This window comes from Jiangella aurantiaca, from assembly GCF_004349105.1.
In the GTDB taxonomy this organism is placed as follows: Bacteria; Actinomycetota; Actinomycetes; order Jiangellales; family Jiangellaceae; genus Jiangella; species Jiangella aurantiaca.
Window position 1 is genome coordinate 34,706 of record NZ_SMLB01000047.1, and the last position, 14,273, is coordinate 48,978.

Consider the following 14,273-nt stretch of genomic DNA (forward strand, 5'->3'; position numbering starts at 1 on the left):
GTCATCAGAGGCGGGAAAGCTCGACGTCACGCGCCGTGACGTCGAAGGGACCCCACCATGCGCATTCTCCGCACCGCCCTGCCCGCCACTCTGGCAGTCTTGGGACTGATGGCCGGGACCGCTCTGCCCGCTTCGTCGGCCGACCCGTCGCCCCGCGACCGGCCGCTCACCGTCATGAGCTTCAACATCCACCACGGTGTCGGCACGGACAATCTGCTGAACCTGCAGCGGGTCGCCGACGTCATCAAGACCGAGGGCGTCGACGTCGTCGGCCTGCAGGAGGTCGACCGGCACTGGGGGGAGCGCAGCGACTTCGTCGACCAGGCCGCCTGGCTCGCCGAGGAGCTGGACATGCACGTCGTCTACGGCGCCAACCTCGACCAGGATCCGCTGCAGCCGGGACAGCCGCGCCGCCAGTACGGCACCGCGATCCTGAGCGAGCGGCCGATCCGCGAATGGGACAACACGTTCCTGCCCAGGTACGAGGGGCACGAGCAGCGCGGCCTGCTGCGCGCCCGCATCAACGTGCGCGGCGTGTGGGTGACGGTCTACAACACCCACCTACAGCACAACGACGCCAACGAGCGCCTGGAACAGGTCGCGGCGATCGAGCAGCTGATGGGCGAGCCGGACGAGTCGGTCGTGCTGCTCGGCGACCTCAACGCGCGGCCGGAGGCGCCGGAGATCCAGGCGCTGGTCGACGAGCTCGTCGACACCTGGGAGGCCGCTGGCGTCGGCGACGGCAACACCTACCCGGCCGAGGACCCGAACGCCCGCATCGACTACGTCCTCACGTCCGACGACGTGATCGTGCGGACCGCCGCCGTGGTGTCGACGGACGCGTCGGACCACCTGCCGGCCAAGGCGGATGTCCTCCTGCCCGGTTCCCACGTCGGCCTGGGGAATTGATCGGTAGGGCAAGTTCCTGAGCCGCGGATCCGCCGGTTCGGGCAACCGGGCCGGCGGATTCGGGCAAGTGCGTGAGGGTGTCGATCTGCGTATCGTGGCGGTATGACTCGCTCTGAGGTCTTGCCTGTGGTGGAGATCGTCTCGCCAGGGTCACGTCGTGCTGACCGGGTCATGAAGCTGTCCGAGTATCAGGACGCGGGTATCCCGGCGTACTGGATCATCGATCCGGCAGCCGAGGACGACGGCCGGTTCGTCGCCTACAAGTTGGTCGGTGGCGCGTACAAGGAGGTCGCGCGCGGGTCCGGCGTCGTCGCCGTCGAGCACCCGGTCCCGTTGAGCGTCGACGTCGGCGCGTTGCTGTCGCTCGACTGACGGCGATGCGCGCCTGGCGGGTGACGTCGCCCGGCCCGATGGCGACCCGGCCGCTGACCCTCGTCGACGACCCGATCCCCGTCCCCGGCCCCGGCGAACTCCTGGTCCGTGTCCTGGCCTGTGGCGTCTGCCGCACCGACCTGCACGTCGCCGAGGGCGACCTGCCGGTGCACCGTCCGCACATCGTCCCCGGTCACGAGGTCGTCGGCGAGGTCGTGACGGCGCCCGGCGCCGGCGAGTTCGGGCCGGGCGACCGCGTCGGTATCGCCTGGCTGCGCGGCACCGACGGCACCTGCGCCTTCTGCCTGCGGGATGCGGAGAATCTCTGCCCGAACTCCGTCTACACCGGCTGGGACGCCGACGGCGGGTACGCCGAGTACGCCACCGTCCCGGCCGCCTACGCGCTGCCGCTGCCGTCAGGCTACGACGACGTCGAGCTGGCGCCGTTGCTGTGCGCCGGCATCATCGGCTACCGCGCGCTGCTCCGCGCCGATCTCCCACCCGGCGGCCGGCTCGGGGTGTACGGGTTCGGCGCCAGTGCCCACCTCGCCGCCCAGGTCGCCCTGGCCCAGGGCGCCACTGTGCACGTCTTCACCCGCAGCCCGGCGGCGCAGCGGCTGGCGCTCGAGCTGGGCGCGACCTCGGCCGGCAGCGCGGCCGACCCGCCGCCGGAGCCGCTCGACGCCGCGATCCTGTTCGCGCCGGTCGGCGGTCTCGTGCCGGCCGCGCTGGCCGCGCTCGACCGCGGCGGCACGCTCGCCGTCGCCGGCATCCACCTCACCGACGTGCCGCCGCTGAACTATCAGCTACACCTGTTCCAGGAGCGGCAGCTGCGCAGCGTCACCGCCAACACCCGCGACGACGCGCGGGCGTTCCTGCGCTTCGCCGGCGAGCACCGGCTGCGGGTCACCACTACGCCGTACCCGCTCGGCCACGCCGACCAGGCGCTGAGCGACCTCGCCACCGGCGCCGTCAAGGGAGCGGCGGTACTGCTTCCCGCCCTCGGCTGAGCGCCCGCTGCCGCAGCGCGGCCCGGAACCGCGCACTGTCGGTCACCCGGGCGAGCAGCGGCCCGCTCACGACCGTGATGAGCACGTACGTCGTCACCAGCGGCGCCAGCGTCGGTTCGATGCCGGCGCTCACGGCCAGGCCGGCGATGACCACGGCGAACTCGCCGCGCGGCACCAGCGCCAGCCCGGCACGCCACCGTCCGGGCTCGGCGATCCCGACCCGCCGGGCCGCGAGGTAACCCGTGAGCACCTTCGTCGCCGTCGTGACGACGGCGAGCGCCAGGGCCGGCAGCAGGACGGGGCCGATGTCGGCCGGGTCGGTGGTCAGCCCGAAGAACACGAAGAACACCGCCGCGAAGACGTCACGCAGCGGCGTCAGCAGCTCGGACGCGTGCTCGGCCACCGGACCGGAGATCGCGATGCCGACCAGGAACGCCCCGACGGCCGCCGACACGTTCACCTGCTCGGCCAGTCCGGCGACCAGCATGGTCAGCCCGAGCACGCCCAGGAGCAGGGCCTCACGCTGCCGTGGCGAGAACAACGTCGAGATGATCCGGCCGTATCGCAGGGCGACGTAGAGGATGACCACCGCCGCGGCCACCGCGATGGCCAGCGTCCGGGCCCCCTCGGCCAGCCCGGCGCCGATCACCAGCGCGGACAGCACCGGCAAGTAGAACGCCATCGCGAGGTCCTCGATGACCAGGATCGACAACACCACCGGGGTCTCGCGGTTGTTCAGCCGGCCCAGGTCGCGCAGCACCTTCGCGATGACGCCCGACGACGACACCCAGGTGACGCCGGCCAGGGCCACGGCGGCCACCGGACCCCAGCCCAGCAACAGCGCGAACGCCGCACCGGGCAGCGCGTTGAGCAAGGCGTCGAACACCCCGGCCAGCGCCGACCTGCGGATGCTCGTCAGCAGCTCACCGGCCGAGTACTCCAGGCCCAGCATGACCAGCAGCAGGATCACGCCGACCTCGGAGCCCACCTCGAAGAACTCTTCGCTGGCCGACAAGGGCAGCAGCCCGCCCTGCCCGAAGGCCAGCCCGGCCAGCAGGTACAGCGGGATCGGCGACAGCCCCAAACGGCCGGCCACCCGGCCGAGCAACCCCATGGCCAGCAGCAGCGCGCCGATCTCGATCAGCAGCGTGGTGGTCTCCGCCATCAGGGGGCGGAGGTCAGTTCGCGCCGTCGGCGATGAGCCGGGTGAGCGCGTCCAGGCCGGTGCGGGTGCCGACCGCGACCACGTTGTCGCCGGCCTGGAGCGGGGTCTCGGGGCCCGGCGACGGGATGACGCTGCCGTCCCGCAGCAGCGCCACGATGGACGCGCCGGTGCGGGTGCGCGCACGGGTGTCGCCGAGCGGCCGGTCGACGAACGGCGAATCGGCCGCGATGACGATCTGCTCGGTGTACACGCCGGCGGCGTCGCGCAGCGCCGAGAGCTGGCCGAGCATCACCGACGCGCCGAGCAGTTCGGCCAGCGCCTCGGCTTCGTCGTCGGTGAGCGTGATCGGGTCGCGGCAGGAGTCGGGGTCATCGACGTCGAACACGGCCAGCGTGCGCTCGCCGGAGCGTTGCGTCAGGACGCTGACCCGTCGGCCGGACTCCGTCAGCACGTCGTGCCGCACCCCGATGCCCGGCAGATCGACCTGCTCGATACGCACTGCCACGCCCTCGACATTACCTCTGGCGCGGCGCCGGCTCAGCGAGCGTCCAGCGCCTTGAGCATCCGCTGCAGCGCGACCTGCCGGTACGAGCCGTCCAGCAGCTCGCTGACCTCGGCCCAGTCGACGTCGGCGGCGGTGAAGTCGAGGGCCAGCCAGCCGCTGGGGCCGTAATACGCGGGCACGTAGAAGCGCCGGTCCTGCAGCAATGCCGGGCGGTCCGCCGGGTCGGGCTTGAAGATCAGCCCGAACGGGTGCGCGTCGTTGCCCTCGAAGACGGCGAACATCTTCTTCCCAGCACGGAAGGTCGGCCGGCCCCACGCCTCGACCTCGACCGCCTCGGGAAATCGGAGGCAGGCCGCGCGCAGCTCGGCGAGGTACGGGTCGTCGTCGCTGTACATCCGCGGGTGCGCCACAGCCGTCAGCGTAGCGGCGTCCGATTCCTTCAAGACGGCGACGAGCGGCGGCCCGTAACGTCGAGGGCATGACACAGCCACGTTTCACCGCCATCGGGTTCGCGGTCGCCGACATGACCCGCTCGGTGGAGTTCTACCGGTCCCTCGGTCTCGAGGTGCCCGACGGCGCCGAGGCCCAGCCGCACGTCGAGATCCCGCTCGCGCCGGGCGTGAGGCTGCTGCTCGACACCCACGAGACCATCGCCTCGTTCGATTCGGGCTTCACCCCGACCACGGGCGGTCATGGCAGTCTCGCCTTCGACTGCGGCGACCCGGCGAGCGTCGACGCCGCCTACGAGCGTATGATCGCCGCCGGCGCCAAGGGCCACCTGGAGCCGTGGGACGCGTTCTGGGGCCAGCGCTACGCCGTCGTGCACGACCCCGACGGCAACGGCGTCGACTTCTACGCCGCCCTGCCGGGCGGCTAGGCTCCTCACCCCTTGTGGGACTCGCCGCCGCCTGGAACCTCGCGGCCGGCCTGGGCTAGGCGACCAGCGCCATGAGCGTGACGCCGGTCAGCGAGCGCACCTCGCGGGACAGGTGCGCCTGATCGGCGAACCCGGCCGCATACGCGGCGTCGGCCGCCGGCGTGCCGGACCGGCCCAGCTCGAGCGCGCGGTTCAGCCGCAGGATCCGGGCCAGCGTCTTCGGCCCGTATCCGAACGCGTCGAGGCTGCGCCGGTGCAGCTGCCGCGCGCTCAGCCCGACCTCGCGGGCGACGGCGCCGACGGTGGCGCCCTGCCCCAGCCGCGATGCCACCCGCTCCACGACGGGGTCGGCCGGCGGCGCGTCGTCGAGACGGGCCACGGCGACCTCTTCCAGCAGCGCGCCCGGGTCGGCCGCGTCGGCGAGCCGTTCGGCCAACCGGCGCGCCTCGGCGCCGGACCACAGCGCGTCGAGCGGGACCCGCTGATCGCGCAGCTCATGCGCCGGCAGGCCGAGCAGCCGCGGGCCGACCCCGGAGCCGAGCCGCAGCCCGACGAACGGCGTGCCGGGCCGCCACGACGCGAAGTGCGCGACGGTGTCGGGCCCGGCCACCATCAGCCGGCCACCGGACCACAGCAGGTCGAGACAGCCGTCGGGCAGCACCCGGTGCTCCTCGGCCGTCGCCACGGTCGAGGACCAGACCACCGCGTGCGCGATGGTGGACGGTCGCTCGCGGTACATACCTCCACTGTGCCATCCGGCACCGACACGCGCCGCCGTCAGCCGAAGCGGGCGCGGTACTCGCGCGGCGTCATCGCCTTGAGCTCGCGGAAGCGCCGGTTGAAGTTCGAGAGGTTGCCGAACCCGCAGAACGCGGCGATGTCCGCGACGGCGCGGTCGCTCTCGGTGAGCAGCCGGCAGGCGGCGCCGATGCGGAGCTCGGTGAGGTAAGCGGTGAACGTGCGGCCGGTCGCGCGGCGGAAGAACCGGCTGAACGCGGCCGGCGACAGGTGGGCGACGGCGGCGACGTCGCCGAGGGCGATCGGCTCGCCGTAGCGGGCGTGCAGGAACCCGAACACGTCGTCCATCCGGCGGCGGCCGTCCGGACGGTCCGGCGAGCGGTAGCCGGGACTGGCCAGCGACCGTCCTGGCCCGCCGTCGGCCAGCCCGACCAGTACGTCCAGCAGACCGAGCGTGCCGTCGGCGCCGGTCCGCCCGGTCAGCGCGACGAGCCGGTGGATCGTCGGCTCCGGTGCCGGCAGCTCCAGTCCGTACCCGGCGGCGGCAAGCAGCGCACCGACCGCCTCGAACTCCGGCACGTCGAACAGCCGCGGGCCGAGGAAGTCCGGCCGGAAGTGGATCACCACCGCCTCGTGGCGTCCCGGCGCCGCGGACACGAACGCGTGCGGCACGCCGGCACCGAGCAGGGTGAGCTGGCCGGGGTCGTACGGCTCGATCCTGTCGCCCGCGTACCGCGTCCCCGAGCCCGCGGTGATCAGCGTCAGCTCGATCTCCGGGTGGAAGTGCCAGCTGAACCGGAACGCAGACGTGCGGTAGAGGTGCCGCTTCCAGGACAGGCCGCCCGTGGTGCCGACGTGCTCCAGAGCGGGACGCATGGGCTCGACGATACGGTGCGAGCGCCTTACGGCGATCCCGCCGCCCGAACCGAGCGTGAGAGTACCGGAAGTCGTCATCGGTGACGTGGTGTGGCCGGGCGCGGGCCCGGAGCATGGACGTGGGCCCAGCCGAGACCGTACCGCTCCCTGGAGGACCGATGACCACCACGTCGCCGACCGCCCTCGACACCCCCTACGACCTCGCGCCGGACCGGATCGCCGCGTTCGAGCGGGACGGCTTCGTCCACCTGCCCGGCGTGTTCGACCCCGACGTCGTCCGGCACTTCGAGCCGGAGATCACCGCGAAGGTGATCGAACTGAACACCATGCACCTGCCGATGGCCGAGCGATCGACGTACGACAAGGCGTTCCTGCAGGTGGGTAACCTGTGGCGGCACAGCGACCTGGTGCGAGAGCTGGTGTACTCGCGCCGGCTGGCCCGGATCGCCGCCGACCTCCTCGGCGTCGAGGGCGTGCGGCTCTACCACGACCAGGCGCTGTACAAGGAGCCCGGCGGCGGGATCACGCCCTGGCACGCCGACCAGTACTACTGGCCGTTGTCGACCGACCGGTGCGGCACGATCTGGCTGCCGCTGCAGGACACCCCGCTGGAGCTGGGGCCGCTGTCGTTCGCCGCCGGCAGCCATCGGTTCGAGTTCGGCCGCGACCTGCCGATCAGCGACGAGTCAGAGGCGGCCATGCAGGTGGCGCTGGCCGAGCAGGACCTGCCCGTGGTCAACGAGCCGTTCGCCCCGGGCGACGCCAGCTTCCACCTGGGCTGGACGTTCCACCACGCCGGCCCCAACGTCGCCGCCGACCCGCGCCGCGTGATGACCATCATCTACATCGACGCCGACATGGTGGTCGCCGAGCCGGTCAACGAGAACCAGGCAGGCGACCTCGCGGCGTCGTTCCCGGGACTGAAGCCGGGTGACCTAGCGGCCAGCCCGCTCAACCCGGAGCTCTACCGGCGCTGAACAGGGCTCCCGTGCGCGCCACCCTTCACTAGGCGTTCTCCCGCTCCCCCGCCCCGTTCGTTGATCTTGGAGTTGTTCGGCCATCTATCGGACATATCGCCCCACGATGGCCGAACAACTCCAAGATCAACGGGGGAGAGACTGTCGGTGGTTGGCGCTGGGGGCGACGTACGCCGGCCCGTTCCGGCGTGACAGACGCCCACGAATCCGAGCCCACTCCGCGCGCGGCCAAGAGAATGGGCAGCAGGGGACGGCCAAGGGAACGAACCTCCCAGGCCAACGCGGCGAGCCACCCGGCGAACCGGCAACGTGTCACGCGCTCTGTAGAAGGCGAGACCGGCAACACCGCGTCACCGACAGCACCGAACAGCCCACGACACTGGCACGGTCACGTCACCAACGCCGCGACGCCTCGACCGTCGTCATCCACCGCAGCCGCTCACAGGTGAGATGACCCACGGATCGGTCGGAGAGCCCTGAATGATCGACCCGCCGGTCTCACGACATCAGTGCGTTCAGCTCTCCGTAGGCGAGCCCGCCCTCCAGTGAGGTGTACGTGCCGTCTGCGAACAGTTCCCGCGCGGCCCGCTGGGCGACCGCGTACGCCGCCGAGGCGACGGACGAGCCGAGGCTGATGCGGGCCACTCCGGCGGCCGCGAGCTCGGCGACCGGCGGAGCGCTCGGGCCGGCGAGCACGTTGAGCGGACCGTCGATCTCTGCGGCCAGCCGGGTTACCGTCGGCAGGTCGACGACGCCGGGGACGAAGATGCCGGAGGCACCGGCCGCCAGATAGGCCCGCGCCCGCGCGACGGTGTCGGCGAACCGATCGGCCGGGTCGCCCACGGACCGCAAATAGGTGTCGATCCGGGCGTTGACGAAGAACGGCACGCCGGCGGCGTCGGCGGCCGCACGGGCGGCGGCCAGCCGTTCGGCCTGCGCGCGTGGGTCGCGCAGCGCGCTCGGGTCGTCGGGGTGGACGTCCTCGATGTTGACGCCGACGGCGCCGGCGGCAAGGACGCCGTCGACGGTGACGCTGACCTCGTCGGGGTTGGCGCCGAACCCGCTCTCGACGTCGGCGGTGACGGGGACGCTCACCGCCGCCACGATGCGGCGGGTCAGCGCCAGCACGCTGTCGCGGTCGATGTGGTCGCCGTCGGCCGTGCCGAGGGCCCACGCAACCCCGGCGCTGGTGGTGGCCACCGCGGACGCACCGGCGGCCTCCACCAGCCGGGCACTGAGTGGGTCCCAGGCGTTCGGCAGCAGCAACGGCGACCCGGGGCGATGCAGCGACCCGAACAGCTCAGCGGTGTCTGGAAGAGTCGTCATGACCGCAGTGAATCAGCCGGGTCCGACAATGTCCGGCGGGTTTCCGTCGTCGACGCTCACCCGGCCGCGGCCCGCTGCCGCTCCAGCGCGGCCGCCAGCCGAGCCGTGTCCTCCAGCACGTAGTCGTCGACCATGCGGCCCCAGCGGATCCGGACCCACTGCACGCCCTCGTTGGTGTACGCGCTGCAGTCGGCCAGTGTCGCGCTGACCGCGAGCCGCACCACCACGGTGGTGTTCCACGGCCAGCCCTTGACGACGATCTCGGTCGGTCGCAGCCGCAGGCCGGGCAGCGTCTCGGCCGCCTGGGCGAACCAGCGGGCGAACTCGTCGCGCCCACGCAGGTCCGCGCCGAACGAGGAGTCGCCGACGAAGCGGAACCGCACGTCCGGCGCCGCCTGCGCGACGGCGAGCCGGTAGTCCCCGGTCTCGGCGATGCGGGCCCAGAGCCGGCGCACCTTGGCCCGGACGATCGTGTGGTACACCGGGAACCTCCTCGCTTGCGAATTGCAAGCCACCCTAGAAGTCATCACTTGCGAACCGCAAGTGACTAGGCTCGAGCCGTGGACAGAGAACGGTTCGCCTCCGTCGCCTGCTCGATCGCCCGCACCTCGGGCGTCGTCGGCGATCCATGGGCGCTGCTCGTGCTGCGCGACCTCTTCCTCGGCCTCACCCGCTACGACGAGCTGCGCCGCGACCTCGGCGTCGCCACGAACGTGCTGGCCGACCGCCTGGACCGGCTGGTCGACGCCGGGCTGGTCGTCCGTGAGGTCTACCAGCGGGCGCCGGTGCGGCACGATTACCACCTCACCGACGCCGGCCGCGACCTCTACGGCGTCGTCCTGGCGCTGATGGCGTGGGGCGACCGGCACCTCGCCCCGGACGGCCCGCCGATGCTCCTGGTGCACGACACCTGCGGCCACCGGACCACCCCGGTGGTCGCCTGCGACCGGTGCGGAGGCGAGCTGACCGACGACGCCGTCACCGTCCGGCCGGGACCGGGCGGCCGACATGCTCCGGGAACCGCCGTCCTGGCCGAGCGGTTGACCGGTAGCGTGGCGGGGTGACCGAGCAGCCATTCGTCATCGTCGGCGGCGGACTCGCCGGGGCCAAGGGCGCCGAGGCGCTGCGCGAACAGGGCTACGACGGCCCGCTCGTGCTCATCGGCGACGAGCCTGACCGCCCCTACGAGCGCCCACCGCTGTCCAAGGGCTACCTCCTCGGCAACGACGAACGCGACAGTGCGTTCGTCCACGACGAGGGCTGGTACGCCCGGCACGACGTCGACCTGCGGCTCGGGACCACGGTGGTCGAGATCGATCCCCGCACCCACACCGTCGTCCAGGACGACGGCGGCACCGTGCGCTATGCGAAGCTGCTGCTGGCCACCGGTTCCAGCCCGCGCCGCCTGAGCATCCCCGGCGCCGACGCCGCCGGCGTGTACTACCTGCGCAGGCTGCCCGACTCCGACGCCATCAAGGCGGCCGTCGGGTCGGTGCGGCGGCTGCTCGTGGTGGGCGGCGGCTGGATCGGCCTCGAGGTCACCGCGGCCGCCCGCACGGCCGGCGTCGAGGTCACCATCGTCGAGGCGCAGGAGCTGCCGCTGCTCGGCCCGCTGGGCCCGGAGCTGGCCCGCGTCTTCGCCGACCTGCACACCGCGCATGGCGTCACGCTGCGGACCGGCGTCGGCATCGAGCGGTTCACCGTCGACGGCGACGGCGTCAGCGGCGCGGTCCTCGCCGACGGCGGCCGCCTCGAGGCCGACGCCGTCGTCGTCGGGGTCGGCGCCGTTCCGAACCTGCAGCTGGCCGCCGCGGCCGGGCTGCGCGTGCGCTCGGGGGTCGTCGTCGACGCCCGCCTGCAGAGCAGCGACCCGGACATCGTCGCCGCTGGCGACATCGCCGAGGCCGACCACCCGCTGCTCGGGGCGGGCATCCGGGTCGAGCACTGGGCCAACGCGCTCAACCAGCCGGCGGTCGCGGCGTCGACGATGCTCGGCGGCGACGCCGTCTACGACGAGCTGCCGTACTTCTACACCGACCAGTACGACCTCGGCATGGAGTTCCACGGCCTGGTCACGCCGGACAACTACGACGAGGTCGCCTACCGCGGCGACGTCGCAGCGCGCGAGTTCGTCTCGTTCTGGCTGCGTGAGGGCCGGGTCGTCGCGGGTATGAACGTCAACGTGTGGGACGTCGGTGAGCCGATCAAGGCGCTGATCCGGTCCGGGAACCCGGTCGACGAGGTCAAGCTCGCCAACCCCGCCGTGCCGCTCGACGAGGTCTACGACACCTAGCCGAAGCCGACCGCGAGGTCCCGGACGGCGGCGAGGCCCACGAGGGAAGGGATACAGCCGTGCGCGACGTGACCGCCCGGCGACTGTCCCGGCTGCACATCTGGCTGTACCGGGCGACCCGCGGCGTGCTGGGCCGGCGCCTCGTCCACAACGACATGCTGCTGCTCACCACGACCGGCTCACGGACCGAGCGGCCGCACACCGTCCCGCTGCTCTACCTGCACGACGACGAGCACCTGGTGGTCATCGCGTCATGGGGCGGCCGGCCACAGCATCCGCAGTGGTACACGAATCTCGTCGCGCACCCCGACGTCACCGTGCAGGTGCGCGGCCGGCGGTGGCCGGCCCGGGCCCGGACGGCGACGCCGCAGGAGCGGGCGGTCTGGTGGCCGCGGGTGCTCGCCGCCTACAAGGGCTACCGGCTCTACGAATCCAACACCGACCGCGTCATCCCCGTGGTCTTCCTGGAGCCACCGGCGCCGCCGTCCTGACCGTCGCGCAGGGTCAGCGCGAGCAGCCCGGCCACCGCGAGCGTCGCCGCGGCGCCCCCGTAGCCGACCACCGGTTCGACCAGCGCGCCGCCGGACGCCGCGGCCGCGGCCAGCGCGCCCAAGGTCGCCAGCCCGGCCGCCGACCCGATCTCCTGCGCGGTGTTGACCAGCCCGGACGCGCGGCCGTGCTGCTCCGCGGGTACGGCAGTGGCCAGCGCGAACGTCGGCGCGTACGACAGGCCGCTGCCGATCGCGAGCAGAGCCAGCCCGGGGAGCACGCCGGTCCAGTAGTCGTCGGCGACACCCGCGCCCGCCGCGAGCACCACCGTCCCCGCGACGCCGAGCGCCGCGCCGGCGACCAGCAGCCGCGGCGCTCCGAAGCGTTCGATCAGGGCTCCGGCCTGCGGTGACACCAGCAGCACGATGACGGTGATCGGCGCGAACCCGAGCCCAGTGTGCAGCGGCCCGTAGCCCATCGACGTCTGCATCACCACCGACGCGACGTACAAGGTGGCGCCCAGCGCGCCGGCGCTGAGCAGCAGTGATGCGTTCGCCACCAGGACCGGCCGGGCACGGAGCAGGAACCCGGGAACGACAGGATCCGGGTGCCGCCGCTCGGTGCGGACCAGGGCGACGACGGCGGCCGCGAGCACGACGGCGACGGCGGCGAGGCCCGCGGCCGGCAGCTCGACGACGTCGGCCAGGAGCAGGCTCACGCCGCCGAGCACCACGGTCAGCAGTGCCGCGCCGGTGACGTCCAGCCGTCGCCGTGCGCCGCCGGAGGCGGCCGCCGTCGCCGGCACCACCCGCAGCATCAGCACGATCGCCGCCGCCCCGATCGGCAGGTTGACGAGGAAGATGCCGCGCCAGCCCACCGCCTCTGTGATCACTCCGCCGAGCAGCTGCCCGGCGACCGCGCCGGCGGACGCGACGGCCGCCCACACCCCGAGCGCCCGGTGGCGCTCGCGGTCGTCGTGGTAGCTGCCGACCAGCAGCGCCAGCGCGTTCGGCGACACCAACGCGGCGCCCACGCCTTGCGCGGCCCGGGCGGCGAACAGCTGCCAGCCGTCCGCCGCCAGAGCGCAGGCCAGGGACGCGACCGTGAACACGGTGAGCCCGGTGACCAGCGGCCGGCGCCGGCCGAACAGGTCGCCGAGGCGGCCGGCCAGGATCAGCAGGCTGCCGAACGTCACGGTGTACGCGACGCCGGTCAGCTGCAGCGACCGCGCCGGGATGCCGAGATCGGCCTGGATGGCGGGGATCGCGACGTTGACGATGACGACGTCGATGATCAGCACGAACTGCGCCGCGCAGAGCACGGCGAGGAGCAACGTGTTCCGTCTCGTTTCCGAATTCACATTCGGATAGTAGCTCGTTTCCGAACTGTGATTCAATAACGGTCGTGGGACGGCCGCGCAAAGTCACCGACGAGCAGCTGATGGCCGCCTGCGGCCGGGCCATCGGGCGGCACGGCCCGCGGTTCACTCTCGCCCAGGTGGCGCAGGAGGCGGGGGTCGCGACGGCCACTGTCGCCGAGCGGTTCGGGTCCAAGCAGCGGCTGCTCGAAACCATGCTGGCCACGGAGAACGCCGGTCTGGCCGGCCGGATGCGGGCGGCCGGCGCCGCGGCGGCCCGCGCGGGGGCCGGACCGGTCGAAGTGCTGCGCGCAGCCGCACTCGTGGGCACCGAGCAGGTCGCCGACGCCGCGACCGCCGCCAACCATCTGGCTCAGCTCGGTGCCGATCTCGCCGACCCGGCGCTGCGTGCCGGTGTCGCCGAGCAGCGGGACCTGGTCCGCGGCGTGCTCGCCGACCTGGCGGCGGAGGCCGTCGGCGCGGGTGGCCTTGCTGGAGCGCCGCCGGCCGACGTGGTCGCCCGCGTGCTGGCGGCGCTGGTCCACGGCACTCAGGTCGACTGGGCGATGCGTCCGGACGGGTCACTGGTCGATCGGCTGCGTGCCGATGTCGACGCGGTGCTGGCGGGCTGGCGGTGAGCCGCCGGGGCGGGTGATCGCGCGGCTACCGCTGTGGTCGCGGCGGGTGAGCCGTGACCGTCGGGCCCTCGTGGCAGGGTGGACGCATGGACCGCTCGTATGTGGTGACCGGCGGCGGCCGCGGCGTGGGCCGGGCCGTCGTGGAACGGCTGCTCGAGACCGGCGGCACGGTCGTGGCGCTCGACCTCGACCCGACGGCGCTCGGCTGGCTGCGCGACCACCCGGCCGGCCCCCGGGCGCTGGCGGTCGCCGGCAGCGCGTCCGACGAGGGCGTCGCCTGGCACGCCGCCGACCTCGCGGAGTCGGCCGCGCCGCTGGCCGGCTGGGTGAACAACGCGGCGGTGTTCCGCGACGCGTCGGTCCACTCGACGGGTGCGGCCGAGACGTCGCGGCTCATCGCGCTCAACCTCGACCCCGTGGTGGTCGGCTGCACCACGGCGGTGCGCCGCTTCCTCGCCCACGGGCAGGGGGGCGCCATCGTCAACGTGTCGTCGCACCAGGCGCAGCGAGCGGTCCCCGGCTCGCTGCCGTACGCCACGGCCAAGGCGGCCGTTGAAGGGCTGACCCGCGCGCTGGCGGTGGAGTACGGCGGCCGCGGCATCCGCGCCAACGCCGTCGCGCTGGGGTCCATCGCCACCGAGCGCTACGACGCCTACCTCGCCGGACTGTCGCCGTCGGCGGCCGCCGAGGTCGAGGCGCAGCTGCGGCAGCTGCACCCCGTCGGGCGGGTCGGGCGGGTTG

General features: G+C 73.1%; 18 protein-coding genes. 10 read left to right on the top strand and 8 right to left on the bottom strand.

The annotated features are described in order from the left end of the window. Positions 1–57: 57 nt before the first annotated feature. From E1262_RS24225 to E1262_RS24235, 3 genes are all read left to right on the top strand, one after another. On the top strand, positions 58–909 hold the full coding sequence (locus tag E1262_RS24225) for an endonuclease/exonuclease/phosphatase family protein (protein WP_132106466.1): 852 nt from the start codon (positions 58–60) through the stop codon (positions 907–909). A 102-nt stretch (positions 910–1,011) separates the two neighbouring features. Next, positions 1,012–1,281, top strand: coding sequence for a Uma2 family endonuclease (locus tag E1262_RS24230; protein WP_132106468.1), 270 nt, complete (start codon positions 1,012–1,014; stop codon positions 1,279–1,281). A 5-nt stretch (positions 1,282–1,286) separates the two neighbouring features. Further along, positions 1,287–2,291: a zinc-binding alcohol dehydrogenase family protein gene (locus E1262_RS24235; RefSeq protein WP_132106470.1), complete on the top strand. Its 1,005-nt coding sequence runs from the start codon at positions 1,287–1,289 to the stop codon at positions 2,289–2,291. Here the strand turns inward: E1262_RS24235 and E1262_RS24240 are convergent. Genes E1262_RS24240 through E1262_RS24250 form a run of 3 tightly spaced genes read right to left on the bottom strand, consistent with a single transcriptional unit; the run spans position 2,254 to position 4,356 of the window. Then, positions 2,254–3,456 carry a cation:proton antiporter gene (locus E1262_RS24240; RefSeq protein ID WP_132106472.1) on the bottom strand — a complete coding sequence of 401 codons (1,203 nt, stop codon included), beginning with the start codon at positions 3,454–3,456 and terminating at the stop codon, positions 2,254–2,256. The two genes, E1262_RS24235 and E1262_RS24240, sit on opposite strands and share 38 nt — an antisense overlap. Positions 3,457–3,469: 13 nt before the next feature. Then, positions 3,470–3,961 (bottom strand): cation:proton antiporter regulatory subunit, encoded by a 492-nt coding sequence (locus tag E1262_RS24245; RefSeq protein ID WP_132106474.1) that lies wholly within the window; start codon positions 3,959–3,961, stop codon positions 3,470–3,472. 32 nt (positions 3,962–3,993) lie between these two features. After that, the gene (locus E1262_RS24250) at positions 3,994–4,356 is read right to left on the bottom strand and encodes an MmcQ/YjbR family DNA-binding protein (RefSeq protein WP_132106499.1); all 363 of its coding nucleotides are present in this window, start codon (positions 4,354–4,356) and stop codon (positions 3,994–3,996) included. Between the two features lie 83 nt (positions 4,357–4,439). Between E1262_RS24250 and E1262_RS24255 the strand changes: the two genes are divergently transcribed. After that, on the top strand, positions 4,440–4,838 hold the full coding sequence (locus tag E1262_RS24255; protein ID WP_132106476.1) for a VOC family protein: 399 nt from the start codon (positions 4,440–4,442) through the stop codon (positions 4,836–4,838). A gap of 55 nt (positions 4,839–4,893) precedes the next feature. On the opposite strand, the gene E1262_RS24260 is transcribed toward E1262_RS24255, so the two are convergent. Both E1262_RS24260 and E1262_RS24265 read right to left on the bottom strand, forming a co-directional pair. After that, positions 4,894–5,577 carry a helix-turn-helix domain-containing protein gene (locus E1262_RS24260; RefSeq protein ID WP_132106478.1) on the bottom strand — a complete coding sequence of 228 codons (684 nt, stop codon included), beginning with the start codon at positions 5,575–5,577 and terminating at the stop codon, positions 4,894–4,896. Positions 5,578–5,615: 38 nt separating this feature from the next. Next, positions 5,616–6,452, bottom strand: a complete 837-nt coding sequence (locus tag E1262_RS24265) for an AraC family transcriptional regulator (RefSeq protein WP_162606051.1) — start codon at positions 6,450–6,452, stop codon at positions 5,616–5,618. 158 nt (positions 6,453–6,610) lie between these two features. Between E1262_RS24265 and E1262_RS24270 the strand changes: the two genes are divergently transcribed. Next, positions 6,611–7,429, top strand: coding sequence for a phytanoyl-CoA dioxygenase family protein (locus tag E1262_RS24270; protein ID WP_132106481.1), 819 nt, complete (start codon positions 6,611–6,613; stop codon positions 7,427–7,429). Between the two features lie 498 nt (positions 7,430–7,927). Here E1262_RS24270 and E1262_RS24275 read toward each other — a convergent pair whose 3' ends face one another. Both E1262_RS24275 and E1262_RS24280 read right to left on the bottom strand, forming a co-directional pair. Further along, the gene (locus tag E1262_RS24275) at positions 7,928–8,755 is read right to left on the bottom strand and encodes an isocitrate lyase/PEP mutase family protein (RefSeq protein WP_132106483.1); all 828 of its coding nucleotides are present in this window, start codon (positions 8,753–8,755) and stop codon (positions 7,928–7,930) included. Between the two features lie 56 nt (positions 8,756–8,811). Then, the gene (locus tag E1262_RS24280) at positions 8,812–9,237 is read right to left on the bottom strand and encodes a nuclear transport factor 2 family protein (protein WP_162606052.1); all 426 of its coding nucleotides are present in this window, start codon (positions 9,235–9,237) and stop codon (positions 8,812–8,814) included. Positions 9,238–9,315: 78 nt separating this feature from the next. Here E1262_RS24280 and E1262_RS24285 point away from each other — a divergent pair, with 78 nt between their 5' ends. From E1262_RS24285 to E1262_RS24295, 3 genes are read left to right on the top strand one after another with little or no spacing between them, the layout of a single operon-like run. Beyond that, positions 9,316–9,819, top strand: coding sequence for a winged helix-turn-helix transcriptional regulator (locus tag E1262_RS24285; RefSeq protein ID WP_132106486.1), 504 nt, complete (start codon positions 9,316–9,318; stop codon positions 9,817–9,819). Beyond that, complete coding sequence (locus tag E1262_RS24290) at positions 9,816–11,048, top strand: NAD(P)/FAD-dependent oxidoreductase (protein ID WP_132106487.1); 1,233 nt, start codon at positions 9,816–9,818, stop codon at positions 11,046–11,048. The genes E1262_RS24285 and E1262_RS24290 overlap by 4 nt, the downstream gene beginning before the upstream one ends. A gap of 59 nt (positions 11,049–11,107) precedes the next feature. Beyond that, the gene (locus E1262_RS24295; protein WP_132106489.1) at positions 11,108–11,539 is read left to right on the top strand and encodes a nitroreductase family deazaflavin-dependent oxidoreductase; all 432 of its coding nucleotides are present in this window, start codon (positions 11,108–11,110) and stop codon (positions 11,537–11,539) included. Here E1262_RS24295 and E1262_RS24300 read toward each other — a convergent pair. Beyond that, on the bottom strand, positions 11,473–12,897 hold the full coding sequence (locus tag E1262_RS24300; RefSeq protein ID WP_203454339.1) for an MFS transporter: 1,425 nt from the start codon (positions 12,895–12,897) through the stop codon (positions 11,473–11,475). The genes E1262_RS24295 and E1262_RS24300 overlap by 67 nt on opposite strands. Positions 12,898–12,941: 44 nt before the next feature. Here E1262_RS24300 and E1262_RS24305 point away from each other — a divergent pair, with 44 nt between their 5' ends. Both E1262_RS24305 and E1262_RS24310 read left to right on the top strand, forming a co-directional pair. Next, the gene (locus E1262_RS24305) at positions 12,942–13,532 is read left to right on the top strand and encodes a TetR family transcriptional regulator (protein ID WP_132106491.1); all 591 of its coding nucleotides are present in this window, start codon (positions 12,942–12,944) and stop codon (positions 13,530–13,532) included. A gap of 86 nt (positions 13,533–13,618) precedes the next feature. Then, the coding region (locus E1262_RS24310) for an SDR family NAD(P)-dependent oxidoreductase (RefSeq protein WP_132106493.1) at positions 13,619–14,273 on the top strand (655 nt) is incomplete at its 3' end.

What these genes read in the sequence shown, in the direction of transcription:
- E1262_RS24265 (WP_162606051.1), bottom strand. Translation starts at nt 6,452, where the DNA reads ATGCGTCCCGCTCTGGAGCACGTCGGCACCACGGGCGGCCTGTCCTGG.
- E1262_RS24270 (WP_132106481.1), top strand. Translation starts at nt 6,611, where the DNA reads ATGACCACCACGTCGCCGACCGCCCTCGACACCCCCTACGACCTCGCG.
- E1262_RS24225 (WP_132106466.1), top strand. Translation starts at nt 58, where the DNA reads ATGCGCATTCTCCGCACCGCCCTGCCCGCCACTCTGGCAGTCTTGGGA.
- E1262_RS24240 (WP_132106472.1), bottom strand. Translation starts at nt 3,456, where the DNA reads ATGGCGGAGACCACCACGCTGCTGATCGAGATCGGCGCGCTGCTGCTG.
- E1262_RS24235 (WP_132106470.1), top strand. Translation starts at nt 1,287, where the DNA reads ATGCGCGCCTGGCGGGTGACGTCGCCCGGCCCGATGGCGACCCGGCCG.
- E1262_RS24260 (WP_132106478.1), bottom strand. Translation starts at nt 5,577, where the DNA reads ATGTACCGCGAGCGACCGTCCACCATCGCGCACGCGGTGGTCTGGTCC.
- E1262_RS24250 (WP_132106499.1), bottom strand. Translation starts at nt 4,356, where the DNA reads ATGTACAGCGACGACGACCCGTACCTCGCCGAGCTGCGCGCGGCCTGC.
- E1262_RS24255 (WP_132106476.1), top strand. Translation starts at nt 4,440, where the DNA reads ATGACACAGCCACGTTTCACCGCCATCGGGTTCGCGGTCGCCGACATG.
- E1262_RS24275 (WP_132106483.1), bottom strand. Translation starts at nt 8,755, where the DNA reads ATGACGACTCTTCCAGACACCGCTGAGCTGTTCGGGTCGCTGCATCGC.
- E1262_RS24230 (WP_132106468.1), top strand. Translation starts at nt 1,012, where the DNA reads ATGACTCGCTCTGAGGTCTTGCCTGTGGTGGAGATCGTCTCGCCAGGG.